Annotated in this window: 11 protein-coding genes; 7 read left to right on the top strand and 4 right to left on the bottom strand. The window is 70.2% G+C overall.

Annotated features, from left to right (window positions below; all coding sequences use genetic code 11):
* Positions 1–140: 140 nt before the first annotated feature.
* Complete coding sequence (locus ACFXJL_RS09675) at positions 141–725, bottom strand: biotin transporter BioY (RefSeq protein WP_329018930.1); 585 nt, start codon at positions 723–725, stop codon at positions 141–143.
* A 401-nt stretch (positions 726–1,126) separates the two neighbouring features.
* Between ACFXJL_RS09675 and ACFXJL_RS09670 the strand changes: the two genes are divergently transcribed.
* Positions 1,127–2,551, top strand: a complete 1,425-nt coding sequence (locus tag ACFXJL_RS09670) for an amino acid permease (RefSeq protein WP_384690818.1) — start codon at positions 1,127–1,129, stop codon at positions 2,549–2,551.
* A gap of 244 nt (positions 2,552–2,795) precedes the next feature.
* Here ACFXJL_RS09670 and ACFXJL_RS09665 read toward each other — a convergent pair whose 3' ends face one another.
* Both ACFXJL_RS09665 and ACFXJL_RS09660 read right to left on the bottom strand, forming a co-directional pair.
* Positions 2,796–3,404, bottom strand: a complete 609-nt coding sequence (locus ACFXJL_RS09665; RefSeq protein ID WP_384690815.1) for a histidine phosphatase family protein — start codon at positions 3,402–3,404, stop codon at positions 2,796–2,798.
* Positions 3,405–3,508: 104 nt separating this feature from the next.
* A complete protein-coding gene (locus ACFXJL_RS09660; protein ID WP_384690812.1) occupies positions 3,509–4,960 on the bottom strand; it encodes an FGGY-family carbohydrate kinase in 1,452 nt (483 codons plus the stop codon).
* A 149-nt stretch (positions 4,961–5,109) separates the two neighbouring features.
* Here ACFXJL_RS09660 and ACFXJL_RS09655 point away from each other — a divergent pair, with 149 nt between their 5' ends.
* The 5 genes from ACFXJL_RS09655 (at position 5,110) to ACFXJL_RS09635 (ending at position 10,549) form a co-directional block, all read left to right on the top strand.
* A complete protein-coding gene (locus ACFXJL_RS09655; RefSeq protein WP_358880819.1) occupies positions 5,110–5,892 on the top strand; it encodes a DeoR/GlpR family DNA-binding transcription regulator in 783 nt (260 codons plus the stop codon).
* Between the two features lie 56 nt (positions 5,893–5,948).
* Positions 5,949–6,962 (top strand): 2-hydroxyacid dehydrogenase, encoded by a 1,014-nt coding sequence (locus tag ACFXJL_RS09650; RefSeq protein ID WP_358880820.1) that lies wholly within the window; start codon positions 5,949–5,951, stop codon positions 6,960–6,962.
* 381 nt (positions 6,963–7,343) lie between these two features.
* Positions 7,344–8,756, top strand: coding sequence for an FGGY family carbohydrate kinase (locus tag ACFXJL_RS09645; protein WP_384690808.1), 1,413 nt, complete (start codon positions 7,344–7,346; stop codon positions 8,754–8,756).
* 10 nt (positions 8,757–8,766) lie between these two features.
* Complete coding sequence (locus ACFXJL_RS09640; RefSeq protein WP_384690805.1) at positions 8,767–9,825, top strand: glycerophosphodiester phosphodiesterase family protein; 1,059 nt, start codon at positions 8,767–8,769, stop codon at positions 9,823–9,825.
* 88 nt (positions 9,826–9,913) lie between these two features.
* Positions 9,914–10,549, top strand: a complete 636-nt coding sequence (locus ACFXJL_RS09635) for a superoxide dismutase (RefSeq protein WP_384690802.1) — start codon at positions 9,914–9,916, stop codon at positions 10,547–10,549.
* A gap of 348 nt (positions 10,550–10,897) precedes the next feature.
* Here ACFXJL_RS09635 and ACFXJL_RS09630 read toward each other — a convergent pair whose 3' ends face one another.
* Positions 10,898–11,533 (bottom strand): DsbA family protein, encoded by a 636-nt coding sequence (locus ACFXJL_RS09630; RefSeq protein ID WP_358880823.1) that lies wholly within the window; start codon positions 11,531–11,533, stop codon positions 10,898–10,900.
* A 180-nt stretch (positions 11,534–11,713) separates the two neighbouring features.
* Between ACFXJL_RS09630 and pepN the strand changes: the two genes are divergently transcribed.
* Positions 11,714–14,299: an aminopeptidase N gene (pepN, locus tag ACFXJL_RS09625; RefSeq protein ID WP_384690798.1), complete on the top strand. Its 2,586-nt coding sequence runs from the start codon at positions 11,714–11,716 to the stop codon at positions 14,297–14,299.
* Positions 14,300–14,427: the final 128 nt, after the last annotated feature.

Genomic DNA, 14,427 nt, shown 5'->3' with positions numbered 1-14,427 from the left:
GGCCGGGGGCCCCGCGCCCGCCCCGGGTCCCCCCCCCTTCTCCGCCCCCGCCCCCACGTCCCGCCGGGGGGCGCGGGGGCCCCCCCCCCCCCCGCGCCTCGCTCATTGTCCGCAGCGGCCCGAAGGCCGGGGTCCGCTGCTCAGCCGCGGCGGCCGAGCAGCTTCCAGGCGGTGGGGAGCGCGCCCATCGCCAGGGCCGCCTTGAGGGCGTCGCCGATCAGGAACGGAGTCAGACCGGCGGCAATCGCCTGGGAGAGCGTCATCCCGGTGGAGAGCGCCAGATAGGGCACACCGACCGCGTAGATGATCACGGAACCGACGGCCATCGTGCCGGCCATCCGCAGGACGGAACGGTCGGCCCCGCGACGGGCGAGGGCACCCACGACGGTGGCGGCGAGCAGCATGCCGAGGATGTAGCCGAAGGACGGCATCGACCAGCCCGACGCGCCTTCCGCGAACCACGGCACGCCCGCCATGCCGGCCAACGCGTAGAGCAGGAGCGAGAGCAGGCCCCGCTGGGCGCCGAGTGCGGTGCCGACCAGGAGGGCGGCGAACGTCTGGCCGGAGACCGGGACCGGGGAGCCGGGGATCGGGAGCGCTATCTGGGCGGCGATGCCCGTGAGCGCGGCACCCCCGAGCACGAGGGCAATGTCCCGGGTGCGGGAGGCGGGCAGCAGGTCCGCGAGGACCGCGCCCGGACGTGAGGTGGCTGTGGCAGTGCTCATCGGGACTCCGCGGGGCGAGGGAAGGTGTAGGGAGAAGCAAGGAATCGGTGAAGCACAGTGACCGTAGCCCAGAGGCGAACGATCGTTCACCGTCAGCCACCGACAAGGGCGATGGGACTGCTTCATTGGAAGTGAACAAACTCGCCGGTACACGCACCCGGAGGCGTGACCCTCGTCACTGAGGTGGGGCCGCCTTCGTCCGACGGCACTCAACCATGGCGTCTGTAGGTTTTCACTAAAGCGCTCCTACGTTCGTCCCCGTCTTGGCCGGGTAGACGGGTGGACACCTTGTGTAAAATTCGTGCCCGTATAGCGGACATACGTTCCCTGTTACCGGGCACCATGCTCAAACTTGCGCATCACCTGCCGCACCATCGCTGCCAAGGAAACAGGGCACTTCCATGTCTCGGACCTCCGCGCCTCCGCCCGTCGATCGCCGCCCGGACGACGTGACGCTCTCGCACGGACTCAAGCAGCGCCATCTGTCGATGATCGCCCTCGGCGGGGTGATCGGCGCCGGACTGTTCGTGGGATCGGGCGCCGGCATCGCCAAGGCGGGGCCGTCCATCGTCATCGCGTACGCCCTGTCCGGGCTGCTCGTGATGCTGGTCATGCGGATGCTGGGCGAGATGTCCGCGGCCAACCCCGCCTCCGGATCGTTCTCGGTGCACGCCGAACGGGCGATAGGGCCCTGGGCGGGATTCACCGCGGGGTGGGCGTTCTGGTTCCTGCTCTGCGTGGCCGTGGGGCTGGAGGCGATCGGCGCCGCCAAGATCATGACGGGCTGGATGCCGGGCACGCCCGAGTGGGCCTGGGTGGCCCTGTTCATGCTGGTCTTCTGCGTCACGAACCTCGCGGCCGTCAAGAATTTTGGTGAATTCGAGTTCTGGTTCGCCGCCTTGAAGGTTCTGGCGATCATCCTCTTCCTGGTGATCGGTGGCCTCGCGATCACCGGACTGCTGCCGGGCACGGACGCTCCAGGCACGGCGAACCTCTCCGGCGACGGCGGCTTTTTGCCGATGGGCGTCGACGGTCTGGTGGTCGGTCTGCTCGCATCCCTCTTCGCGTACGGCGGTCTGGAGACGGTCACCATCGCGGCGGCCGAGTCCGAGGACCCGGTGCGCGGGGTCGCCAAGGCCGTACGGACGGCGATGTGGCGGATCGCCGTCTTCTACATCGGCTCCATGGCGGTGATCGTCACGCTGGTGCCGTGGAACGACCCGAAGGTCGTGGAGAAGGGGCCCTACGTGGCGACCCTCGACCACCTCGGGATTCCCGGCGCCGGTCAGATCATGAACGTGGTCGTGTTGATCGCCCTGCTCTCCGCGATGAACGCCAACATCTACGGCGCCTCCCGGATGGCGTGCTCCCTGGTCGCCCGCGGTCAGGGCCCGAAGGCGCTGGGCCGGGCATCGGGCGGAGTGCCCCGGGCCGCCGTGCTGTTCTCGTCGGTCGTCGGCTTTGGATGCGTGCTGCTCAGCTACTGGCGGCCGGACGACGTCTTCATGTGGCTCCTCAACATGGTCGGCGCGATCATCCTCATCGTCTGGATCTTCATCGCGATCTCCCAACTGATCCTGCGCCGCAGGACCGAGCGCGAGGACCCGTCGCGACTCGTGGTCCGGATGTGGTGGTTCCCGGTCCTGACCTGGGTGGCGCTGGCCGGGATGGCGGCGGTCTTCGTCCTGATGGCCAGGGAGTCGGACACCCGGACCCAGTTGCTGTCGTCGGGCGGGCTGACGCTCGCGCTCGCGGCGATCGGATACGCACGGCAGACGGCCGGGGCGCGCAGGGCCGCCGCCACGGCCGAGGCTTCCACGGACTGAGCACAGCGGGCACGGCGGCTCCGCCAGCACCGATCGCGCGGCGAAAGGCAGCGCCTCGCGACAGAACACCGACCGAGGGGCACTTCGCTTCACTGCGGTCAGAAATTCGCTTCACGGCGGTCAGAAATCAGCGGGGTTTCCAGCGGGCCCGCCCCATCACCGGTGATACGAAAACACGCCTTTACCCTTATGAAAACGCATGAGGCGGGTTACATCCGAGTACCACCAGAAATGAGCGCATGTCCTAGCCGCACGGCACATTGAGCGATAGCAGTGCACACTCGTCATGTCCCAGACGGATTTCGCTCACCGCGGTATTGCGCAACGCCGGAAAGGTCCGCCGATAGTTGCGCAGGGGAAGGGACAACAGTTCGCAGAGCACCAGCCGCAGCAGCGTGTTGTGCGCCACCACGAGCACCCGGGCGCCGTCGTGCTCCCGGGCGATCCGGCGCAGCGCCCCCGCTCCCCGAAGCGCCGCCGCCCGGGGGTCCTCCGCAGCGGGAAACGGATGCGCCACCGGGTCGGCGGTGAACGCCGCCGCGGCCTCGGGCTGCTCGGACGCGAACTCGGCGAGCGTGCGCCCCTCCATCACCCCGAAATCACACTCCCGGAGGTCATGTTCACGTTGCGGGACGAGATTGAGCGCCATGGCGGCCGGTTCCGCGGTCACGATCGCCCGGGAGACCGTCGACGTCCAGATCGCGTCGATCGGAGTACGGGCGGCCCAGCGGCCGAGCCGACGGGCCTGGTCCCGCCCCTCGTCCGTGAGGGGCACCTCGCTGACGCCCGCATAGCGATTCTCCGCGTGCCAGACGGTCTGGCCGTGTCGGGCCAGCAACAGCGTCGCGCTCATGGGGACTCCCTCATCCGTCGATCACCTTTCCCCCAATGAACCGCTGTACCGGTACGGTTCATCGCAAACCGCCCGCCGCAGGGCCGTCGAAGGTCACCGGACACTCAGGCCGGGTCGGACGGGTCGGTCGGGTCCATCCGGTCGGTCGGGTCGGACGGGTCAGTCGGGTCGGCCCGGTCCATCGTGCATGAGGCGTGGGTCTTCTCCGTACGGGCCCGGGCGTGCGCCGCCACCGGCCCCGGGAGCCAGCCGCGCCGCTCCAACTCCGCCACCAGCGTCAGATAGGGCTCGGTGAACCGGCCGCCCCCGCGCGGTGCGAACTCCTCCCCCGGCCGGACCATGCGCCGCGCCACCGCCGCGAGCGAAGCCGTCCCCTCGACGCCGTACGCGGCCAGGACCGCCATGCCGAGAGCCGGTTCGGCACAGAAGGGCACGCGCATGGTCCGGCCCGACACCTCCGCGCGCAAGCGGGTCCAGTACGCGCTGCGGACCGCGCCGCCCGTACACGTCAGCGCCGCGTCCACCGGCGCTCCCAACAGATCCAGATAGTCCAGACACAGCCGCTCCACCAGCGCGACGCCCTGGAGCAGCGCCGCCCACAACTCCCCGTCCGACCTCGGGGCACCCAGGACGAACGGCTTTGCGTCGGGTGCCAGGAAGGGAAAGCGCTCGCCCTGCCCGACCAGCGGGTACGCCACCGCTCCCGCCGGCTCGTACGCCGCCGCAAGGGTGTCGAAGGACGCGGGATCGGCCTCCGGGAACGCGGCCCGCAGTGCTCCGCCGCCGACGCTCGACGCACCGCCGGGGAGCCAGACACCGTCCGGTGAACGATGGCTGTAGACCACGCCTGACGGATCGCGCAGGGGCGTGGCCGTGACCCCCTTGAGGACGAGGGTGGTGCCCAGTACGGCGTTCCAGGAGCCCACACTCAGCGCGCCGGAGGCGATCTGCGCGGCGCAGCCGTCGGTCATCCCGGCGACGATCGCGGTCCCGGCCGCGATGCCCGTCGCGGCGGCAGCGGCCCGGTCCACCTCGCCGATGACGGTGCCGGGCCGCACCACGTCGGGCAGGTCCGCCGCCGGTAGGCCGGGGGTGTCGAAGACCTCGTGTTCGGGGTCGTACCCCGTCTTCAGGGCATGGCTGGAGTCCGTGGGCAGCGGGCGGCCGGCGAGTCGGGAGGCGATCAGGTCCGCCTGGTGGGTGACCCGCCCGGGCCCGTACGCCGACCGCAGCCACAGGGCCCGGCCGGGGCCGCGACCCGGTGCGCGGCCGTCGTCGTACATCACGGCAGGGGTGGTGGCCCGGCCATGGCGATCGGTGAGCAGGACCGTGCCCGATGTGGAGCAGATCGCGAGCGCCCGGGGGCGGTGCCCGTCGCGGAGCGCGGCCCGGGAGGCACCGACGACCGCGGTCCACCAGTCGTCGGACGACTGCTCATGGCGGTCGCCTGCGCGGTGGGAGGCCAGGGGTGCCGAACCGCTGCCGTGGACGGTGCCCTCGTCGTCCACGATCATCGCGCGAACACCCTGCGTGCCGAGGTCGATGCCCATCCACATAACTTCCCCTTAAGCCATAACCCTTTTCACGTTGCTTTATGAGAAGTTCTCATGTTGCGCCGCGAAAAACCGCTGCGCGAAGGATTGACGCCCCCCTTTGGCTGACTCAAGCTCTGAGGCGATTCAGGCCATCGGGCGTGGGAGGTCGGATGGGACGGCAACGCCCCGCGTTACGCAGGGAGGCGATAGCCGACCATGTGTTGGCGCGGGGCGAGGCCGCCGCTGCGGAACTCGCCGAGCGGTTCGGAGTCAGCCTCATGACCGTGCACCGCGATTTGGACGAACTGGAGCGGCAGGGGGTCGTCCGCAAGTTCCACGGCGGCGTCACCGCGCAGCCGTCCGGGGTCTTCGAATCGAATGTGGCGTACCGCATGAAATCGATGCGCCGGGAGAAGGCGGCCGTGGCGGCACGGGCACTGGATCTCATTGAACCGGGCATGGCGGTGATGCTCGACGACTCGTCGACGGTACTGGAACTGGCCCGACGGCTGGGCGGGATGGCCCCGCTGACGGTGGTGACCAATTTCCTGGAGGCACTCACCCTGCTCTCCACCGAGCGCGGCATCCGTCTGATTGCGCTCGGGGGCGACTACGATCCGCTGCACTCCTCCTTCCTCGGGGTCTCGTGCATGGAGGCCGTGCAGTCGCTGCGGGCCGATATCTCCTTCACCTCGACGTCGGCGGCGTCCGCAGGGTTCGCGTACCACCAGGAGCAGCACATCGTGTCCGTGAAGCGCGCCATGCTCGATTCGGCGGCCAGGAACATCCTCCTGCTCGACCACAGCAAGCTCGGCCGGACCGCGCTGCACCGGCTCGCCCCGCTCTCCCGCTTCGACCTGGTGCTCATCGACGACGGTGCACCGGCCGACGCATTGCGCGAACTCGACGAACACCAGATCCCCTATGAGGTCTGCGCGCTGGGCGAGCTCTAGTCCACCCCGAGCACAGGCCATGAACGATCTCGCGAACGATCACGCGGAGGAACTGCATGAAAGTCCTGGCTGCCGGCGACCACTTCGTCCGCAACTCCCTGATCGCCGAGGCCCTGCGCCACGACCTCGCCGACTCCTCGCTGGAGCTCACCGAGCTCACCCTGCCCTGGCCGATCGAGCCGTTCGGGCAGGTCAGCGAAGTCGAAGAGGCCAGTGATGTGGAGGACGCGCTGATCCGAGCGTTGGACGGGGTGGAGGTGTGCATCACTCAGATGGCCCCCTTCACCGAACGGGTCCTCAAAGCGGCCCCGGACCTCAAACTCATCGCGGTCTGCCGCGGCGGACCGGTGAACGTCAACGCGGACGCGGCCAGGGAGCGCGGGGTGAGGGTCTGTTACGCACCGGGCCGCAATGCGGCGGCGACGGCCGAGTTCACGATCGGGCTGATGCTCTCGGCGCTGCGCCGCATCCCGGAGGCGCACGGCTCGCTGACCGGGTCCGGCGGCTGGGACGGCTCGTACTACACATACGAGCGCAGCGGCCTGGAGTTGGAGGACACCCCCGTGGGGCTGATCGGCTACGGGGCTGTGGGCAGCCGGGTGGCACGGGTGCTGGGCGCGTTCGGTGCCGAGGTGGAGGTCTACGACCCGTATGTGCGCGGCGATGTGCGGGGCATCCGCACACCGTCGTTGGAGGCGCTGCTGTCGCGGTCCCAGGTGCTGACCCTGCACGCCAGGCTCACCCCCCAGACCCGGGGACTGATCGGAGCCCGTGAGCTGTCGATGCTGCCCCGGGGCGCTGTGCTGGTGAACGCGGCCCGTGGGGGTCTCGTGGACACCGAGGCCCTGTGCGACGCGCTGGACAGCGGACAGTTGGGGGCCGCCGCCCTCGACACCTACGAGGAGGAGCCCCTGCGGCCGGGCGCTCGACTGCTGTCGACGCCGAACGTGGTGCTGACCCCGCACGTGGCCGGCGCGAGCCAGTCGGTGGCGCGGAAGGCGGCCAGGATCGCGGCGGCTGAGGTGGTGCGGTACGCCAGGGGTGAGGCGCCCGCGAACGCCCTGGCATAGGGCCTTCACGAGCTGCTGAGAAGAAAGGTCGGGCAGCGCCCTGAGAGGGGCGTTCCGCCGCTGAACCTGCCTCCGTCCGGCGATGTGCGGACCGGTGGAGGCCACTGCGGGGCCGGAGCCGAGGGTCTGTTGGGGGGCCTTCGGCCTCGGCCCCGCGCCCTTCCTGCCCGGGCCGGTGCCGGGCTCCTTTCCTGCCCGGAACCAGCCGCTGTGCCCCTTTCCCGCCCGGAACCGGCGCCGTGCCCCTTTTCTGCCCGGGATAAATGCCGCGCCACGCTCCGACCTAGGGCCGGCCAGGGGACAGTTCGGGCGCGGGTCCGTGCCCGGGGCGGGCCGCCGGGGAAGACTCTCGCGCGAAACCCATGAACCGGGAGGGGCGCGATGACGGCTTTCATCGGGATCGACGCGGGCACGTCCATGGTCAAGGCCGTCGCCTTCGACGAGCACGGACAACCCCTGCACACCGAGTCGCGCCCGCTGCGCCTCGACATCCAGGACGGACGCGTCGAGCAGGACATGGACGAGGTGTACGGCGCGGTCCAGGAGGTGACGAGTGCGCTGACCGCACGCATCGGGCAGCCCGCGCTCGTCGGACTCACCGGACAGGGCGACGGGGTCTGGCTGGTGGACGAGTCGGGGCGGGGGGTGCGGCCCGCGATCTCCTGGATGGATGGCCGGGCCAGGGACCTGGTGGAGGAGTGGCAGGCGGCGGGGATCGTGGACACCGTGTACCGACGCACGGGCAGCGCCGTGTTCCCCGGCTGTCCCGGCCCGGTGCTCGCGTGGCTGGACCGCTACGAGCCGGCCACGCTGGATGCCGCAGCCGCCGCCGTCTCCTGCAAGGACATGGTCTTCCAACGGCTGACGGGGGTACGGGCGACCGATGTCTCCGATGCGTCGATGCCCTTCCTCGACCCGCGGACCCGCAACTACAGCGATGAGGTGGTGGCCGCGCTCGGACTCGCCCACCGGCGCCGGTTGCTGCCCGCGATCAGCGACCCGATCGCGGTGGCGGAACTGCCCTCCGGAGCGCCCGTCACCAGCGGCCCCTACGATCTGGCGGCCTGTGCCGAGGGCGCGGGGGTCACCTCGCCCGGCGACGGACTACTGATCGTGGGCACCTGCTTGGCCGCGCTCGTCGTCACGCGCGAACTGGACCTGGCCGGCGAGCCCGCCGGGCTGCACATCTCCATCGACCGGCGGGAGCAGTGGCTACGGGCGATGCCGGCGATGGTGGGGACGGCGGCGCTCGACTGGGTGCTCGGCATCACGGGCGTGTCCCACTCGGAGGTCAACGCCGTACTGGACGCGACGACCCCAGGCGCCCGCGGGGTGCGGGCCCTGCCCTACTTCGCCCCGTCCGGCGAGCGGGCGCCCTTCGTGGAACCGAGGTTGCGGGCCCAGTTCACCGGAGTGTCCCTGGAGACGACCCGCGAGGACCTGGTGCGGGCGGTCTGTGAGGGCATCGGCTTCGCGGCCCGGCACTGCCTGGAGGCGGCCGGGCTGACCGGTTCGCCGACGCTGTGCGGGGGTGGGACCCGTTCCTCGGCGTGGACCCGCCTGTTCGCCGATGTGCTCGGTCGGCCGCTGCGCATCGCCGAGGGTGAGGTGGGAGCGCGCGGCGCGGTCCTCTCCGCCGCCCGGCGCTGCGGCGCCGAGTTGGACACCGCGCGTTGGACCGCCCCGGTCGAGGTCGTGGAGCCGGACCCGGCACGGGCGGTGTTCTACGCGAAGGCGTACGAGGACCATCTGGAGCAACTGACCGCGGCCCGTGCCCTGGCCCGAGCCTCCTAGGCGCGCGGCCGTGGCGATCGCCCCGGGGCGGCGTTCGGTGCTCCTGGCCGCGGGGGCGGCGGCAACCACCCGAACGGACCCGGCTCGGGCGCACGGCGGTGGACGGCGGCGGCCCCTGGTCATCGGACACCGCGGAGCGCCCGGCTGGCGGCCCGAGCACACCGCCGAGTCCTACGCCCTGGCCGCGGCCGTCGGGGCGGACTGGCTCGAACCGGATCTGGTGGCGACCGGGGACGGGGTCCTGGTCGTGCGGCACGAGAACGAGATCTCGCAGACCACGGACGTACGGGAACACCGGGAGTTCCGCTCCCGGGAAACGAGCAAGGTGATCGACGGCCGACGGGTGCACGGCTGGTTCACCGAGGACTTCACCCTCGCCGAACTCGCCACGCTGCGCACCGTCGAACGGCTGCCCGTGCTGCGCAACCGCAACACGGTCTTCGACGGGCGGTCGCCGATCCTGACCTTCCAGGACGTCATCGACCTCACCCGGCGCCTCGCCCGCCGCCACCGGCGCCCGATCGGCCTCTTCCCCGAACTCAAGCACCCCGGCTACTTCCGCTCCATCGGATTGCCGCTGGAACCGGCGGTGGTGCACGCCGTACGGCGCAACCGCCTCGGTCCCGCCGAGTGCACCGTCCAGTCCTTCGAGCCGTCGAGCCTGCGACGGCTCGCCGCGGCCGGGCTCGGACTGCCGCTGTGGCAGGCGCTGGGCACCACGGGCGGGCCGTTCGGCCACGACACCACGTACGCCCGGATGAGAACGCCGGACGGGTTGCGGGAGATCGCCCGCTATGCGCGGTGGATCGGACCTGACAAGGCGTCGGTCCTCCCCCCGTCCCCCTTGCTGGCCGATGCGCATGCGGCGGGCCTGAAGGTCGGCGCGTACACGTTCCGCGCGGAAAACGCCTATCTGAGCGGCGACTTCCGCCGGCAGGGCGCGGCCTGGGAGTTCGGCGACGCATTCGGTGAGTACGCCCTCCACTTCGGGCTCGGGGTGGACGCGGTGGTGACGGATTTCCCGGATCTGGCGGTGCTCGCGAGGGCCGGTACGGCACCAATGACCTAGGTCCAATGCCTGATCTGCGAGGGCCCCATGCTGCTGCTAACGTGCACTTGCATAAGATGCGCAATAAGCAGTCGGAGGGACCGGAGCAATGGCCATCTACACACTTCCTGATCTGCCGTACGACTACACCGAGCTCGAACCGGTGATCAATCCGCAGATCGTCGAGCTGCACCACGACAAGCACCACGCCGCATACGTCAAGGGCGCCAACGACACCCTTGAGCAGCTCGCGGAGGCCCGTGACAAAGAGTCCTGGGGGGCCATCAACGGCCTGGAGAAGAGCCTTGCCTTCCATCTCTCCGGACACATTCTCCACAGCATCTACTGGCACAACATGACCGGCGACGGCGGCGGCGAGCCGCTGGAGAAGGACGGTGTCGGCGAACTCGCGGACGCCATCGCCGAGTCCTTCGGCTCCTTCGAGAAGTTCAAGGCCCAGCTGACGAAGGCGTCCGCGACGACGCAGGGCTCGGGCTGGGGCGTACTCGCCTATGAGCCGGTCAGCCGTCGACTGATCGTCGAACAGATCTACGACCACCAGGGCAACGTCGGCCAGGGCTCGGTGCCGATCCTGGTCTTCGACGCCTGGGAGCACGCCTTCTACCTCCAGTACAAGAACCAGAAGGTCGACTTCATCGACGCCATGTGGGAGGTCGTCAACTGGCAGGACGTGGCCAAGCGCTACGCCGAGGCCCAGGAGCGCACCCCGCTCATCGCCCCCTGACCGCAGTACCCAGCCGGGCCCGTCGCGGGGCCCGGCCGCGCGTCCTGCCCGTGATCGTCTTCTCACCCTTCACGCGCAGGCGGAAAAGAGGAAGTGCCCCACGAGGACGTGACTCGTGGGGCACTTCCGTTCCTTCGTGACCATCCGCGGGGCCCTGTCCTGCGGACCAACCGCGGGGCCCTGTCCTGCGGACCAACCGCGGGGCCCTGTCCTGCGGACCGTCCGTAGGCGGTGTGCCCCGCCTCCCGTACGAAGTCAGCCGGACGAGCGGCGGGGGCGGGGCAGCGGTCCCGATCCATACTCCTGGACTCCTGGGCCGTGCCCCCGGTCGTGGCCGTCAGACACGACCTAGTCGAACGACGGGTCCGCCGTACGGGTCCGCTTGATCTCGTAGAAACCGGGGATCGACGCCACCAGCAGCGTGCCGTCCCAGAGCTTCGCCGCTTCCTCCCCCTTGGGCGCGGGAGTGACGACCGGACCGAAGAAGGCGATCTGCTCGCCGTCCGCGCCGGGCACCGCGATCACGGGGGTGCCGACGTCCTGGCCCACCTTGTCGATGCCCTCCTTGTGGGAGGCGCGCAGCTCGGTGTCATAGGTGTCCCGGTCGGCGTAGTCGGCCAACTCCACCGGCAGGCCCACATCCTCCAGGGCGCCGACGATCGCCTCCCTGCTCGGACCCTCCCCACGGTTGTGGAAACGGGTGCCGAGCGCGGTGTAGAGGTCGCCGACCACCTCGGCGCCGTGCAGCTCCCGGGCGGCGATGACCACGCGTACCGGGCCCCAGGCGTTCTTCAGCAGCTCGCGGTATCCCTCGGGCAGCTCGTCGAGACGGTCCTCGTTCAGCACGGCGAGGCTCATCACATGCCAGCTGACCTGGACGTCGCGGACCTTCTCCACCTCCAACATCCAGCGGGAGGTCATCCAGGCCCAGGGGCACAGCGGATCGAACCAGAAGTCCACCGGGGTCTTGCCGTTCTCGGACATGCATCTCCTCATCGGGACACCACAGAACAAACACAGAACAACTCAGCCAGAACCAGATAGCAGCGCACCGGGCGCTTGAACGCGACAACGCGCCCGGCCACCGACCGATTCCCGGGATACCGGCTGCCAGGTGCACATGGCAGGATCGGTCCTGTTCGAACGAGCCACGAAGGAGTGCCCGTGCCCGGTGAGAATCTGTCCCGCGACGAAGCCCGTCAGCGGGCGGAGCTGCTGTCCGTCGACGGATACGAGGTGAGCCTCGACCTGCGTTCCGCCGTCGATGGACAGTCGGGAGGCACGGCGGACCCGCACACCTTCCGATCGGTGACGACGATCCGTTTCCGCAGTACGCAGGCGGGCGCCTCGACATTCGTCGACCTGATCGCCCCCTCCGTCACCTCGGTCACGCTGAACGGCAGCGCCCTGGACCCGTCCGCCGTCTTCGACGGCTCCCGGATCGCGCTGGAGTCACTGGCCCGCGAGAACGTCCTGGTGGTGGACGCCCAGTGCGCCTACAGCCGTACGGGTGAGGGGCTGCACCGGTTCGTCGACCCGGAGGACGGCGAGGTCTACCTGTACACGCAGTACGAGCCGGCCGATGCCCGACGCGTCTTCGCCAACTTCGAGCAGCCCGACCTCAAGGCCCCCTACCTGCTGGAGGTCACCGCCCCGGAGAGCTGGACGGTCTGGAGCAACAGCCCCGCCGAGGACCCGTCGACCAGCGCGAAGGACGGCGTGTGGCGGTTCGCCGCGACCAAGCCGATCTCCACGTACATCACCGCCGTCGTCGCCGGCCCGTACCACTACGAAACCGATCTCTACACCCGTGCGCTCCCCGACGGGACCGTGCTGGAGATCCCGCTGGGCGCGATGTGCCGCAAGGGGCTCGCCCGCCACTTCGACGCGGACGACATCTTCCTCATCACCAAGCAGGGCCTGGACTTCTTCCACGACCGGTTCGACTATCCGTACCCGTTCGGCAAGTACGACCAGGCGTTCGTGCCCGAGTACAACATCGGCGCCATGGAGAACCCGGGGTGTGTGACCTTCCGGGAGGAGTACATCTTCCGGGGCCAGGTGACCCGCTCGTCCTACGAGCGCCGCGCCAACACCATCCTCCACGAGATGGCACACATGTGGTTCGGCGACCTGGTCACCATGGTCTGGTGGGACGACCTGTGGCTGAAGGAGTCGTTCGCCGACTTCATGGGCTCGTACGCGATCGTCGGCGCCACCCGCTTCACCGACGGCTGGATCACCTTCGCCAACAACCGCAAGGCATGGGCCTACCGCGCCGACCAGTTGCCCTCCACCCATCCGGTCACGGCCGACATCCGCGACCTGGAGGACGCGAAGCTGAACTTCGACGGCATCACCTACGCCAAGGGTGCCTCCGTACTGAAGCAGTTGGTGGCCTACGCCGGCGAAGAAGCGTTCCTGGAAGGCGCGCGCCGCTACTTCAAGCGGCACGCCTACGGCAACACCCGGCTGGCCGACCTGCTCTCCGTCCTGGAGGAGACCTCCGGACGGGACATGACCGCCTGGTCGCGCTCGTGGTTGGAGACCTCCGGCGTCAACGCACTGACCCCGGTGGCGACCTACGACGCGGCCGACAGGATCACCGAACTCGCGATCCTCCAGGACGGCGATGTACTGCGCCCCCACCGGGTGGCCGTCGGCCTCTACCGCTACGAGGGTGCCCAACCGGGACTGGTCCGCTATGCCCGGGCCGAGGTGGACGTGACGGGCGCCCGGACCGTCGTCACGGAGCTCGCCGGCACCGAACGCCCCGATCTGGTCCTCGTCAACGACGACGACCTCACCTACTGCAAGATCCGCTTCGACGAGGGCTCGCTGGAGACCCTGCGGGCCCACCTCGGCGACATCGCCGACCCGATGGCGCGCGCCCTGTGCTGGTCGGCGCTGTGGAGCCTCACCCGGGACGCCCTGGTCCCCACGCGTGACTTCGTCGATCTGGTGCTGCGGTTCGCGGGGCGCGAGAGCGACATCGGTGTGCTCCAGATGCTCCACACCTGGACCCACACCGCCCTGGTCCACTACGCGGCCCCCGCCTGGCGCGAGGAGGGCGGCCGACTGCTCGCCGAGGGTGCCCTGCGCGAGCTGCGGCTCGCGGAGCCCGGCAGTCAGCACCAGCTCACCTGGGCACGGTTCTTCGCCGCGACTGCCCGCTCGGCGGCCGATCTCCAACTGCTCGAAGGGCTCCTCGCGGGGACGGCGAGGATCGACGGTCTGGACGTGGACCAGGAGATGCGCTGGGCGTTCCTGGAGCCGCTGGCCGCCGAGGGCGTGGCCGACGAGTCCGTCATCGCCGCGGAGCTGGCCCGGGACGACACCGCGTCCGGCAAGCGCCATGAGGTCCGCTGTCTGACCGCCCGCCCATCGGCCGAGGCGAAGGCCGCGGCATGGGAGCAGATGGTGGAATCGGACACGCTCTCCAATGCGCTGGTCATCGCGACGATCTCGGGATTCGCCCAGGCGGGGCAGCGGGAGCTGCTGGCGCCCTACACCGCGAAGTACTTCGAGGTGATCGAGCGGGTGTGGCAGGAGCGGTCCATCCAGATCGGCATGGACGTGGTGCGCGGGCTGTTCCCCTCCCTCCAGGACGCCGAAGGCACGCTGGCGGCAACCGATGCGTGGCTCGCCGCCCATGAGGACGCACCGGCCGCACTGCGCCGACTCGTGCTAGAAGCCCGGGACGACCTGGCCCGCGCAGCCCGTGCGCAGGCCAGGGACGCCGCGGTCTGACGCAGGACACCGATACCGGGGGGGGGGCCCCCCCCCCCCGCGGGGGCCCCCCCCCCCCCCCCCCCCGGGGGGGGGGGCCGGGGCACACAAAAAAAACCGGCCCCCGCGCCGCCCCCCCCCCCCCCCCC

It is taken from the genome of Streptomyces sp. NPDC059256, from assembly GCF_042753785.1.
GTDB lineage: Bacteria > Actinomycetota > Actinomycetes > Streptomycetales > Streptomycetaceae > Streptomyces.
This window is presented reverse-complemented; position numbering and strand designations above follow the sequence as displayed.

Excerpts from the sequence above, each read along its gene's own strand:
- ACFXJL_RS09675 (WP_329018930.1), bottom strand. The coding sequence starts at position 725 with ATGAGCACTGCCACAGCCACCTCACGTCCGGGCGCGGTCCTCGCGGAC.
- ACFXJL_RS09670 (WP_384690818.1), top strand. The coding sequence starts at position 1,127 with ATGTCTCGGACCTCCGCGCCTCCGCCCGTCGATCGCCGCCCGGACGAC.
- ACFXJL_RS09630 (WP_358880823.1), bottom strand. The coding sequence starts at position 11,533 with ATGTCCGAGAACGGCAAGACCCCGGTGGACTTCTGGTTCGATCCGCTG.
- ACFXJL_RS09660 (WP_384690812.1), bottom strand. The coding sequence starts at position 4,960 with ATGTGGATGGGCATCGACCTCGGCACGCAGGGTGTTCGCGCGATGATC.
- ACFXJL_RS09665 (WP_384690815.1), bottom strand. The coding sequence starts at position 3,404 with ATGAGCGCGACGCTGTTGCTGGCCCGACACGGCCAGACCGTCTGGCAC.
- ACFXJL_RS09650 (WP_358880820.1), top strand. The coding sequence starts at position 5,949 with ATGAAAGTCCTGGCTGCCGGCGACCACTTCGTCCGCAACTCCCTGATC.
- ACFXJL_RS09635 (WP_384690802.1), top strand. The coding sequence starts at position 9,914 with ATGGCCATCTACACACTTCCTGATCTGCCGTACGACTACACCGAGCTC.
- ACFXJL_RS09645 (WP_384690808.1), top strand. The coding sequence starts at position 7,344 with ATGACGGCTTTCATCGGGATCGACGCGGGCACGTCCATGGTCAAGGCC.
- ACFXJL_RS09655 (WP_358880819.1), top strand. The coding sequence starts at position 5,110 with ATGGGACGGCAACGCCCCGCGTTACGCAGGGAGGCGATAGCCGACCAT.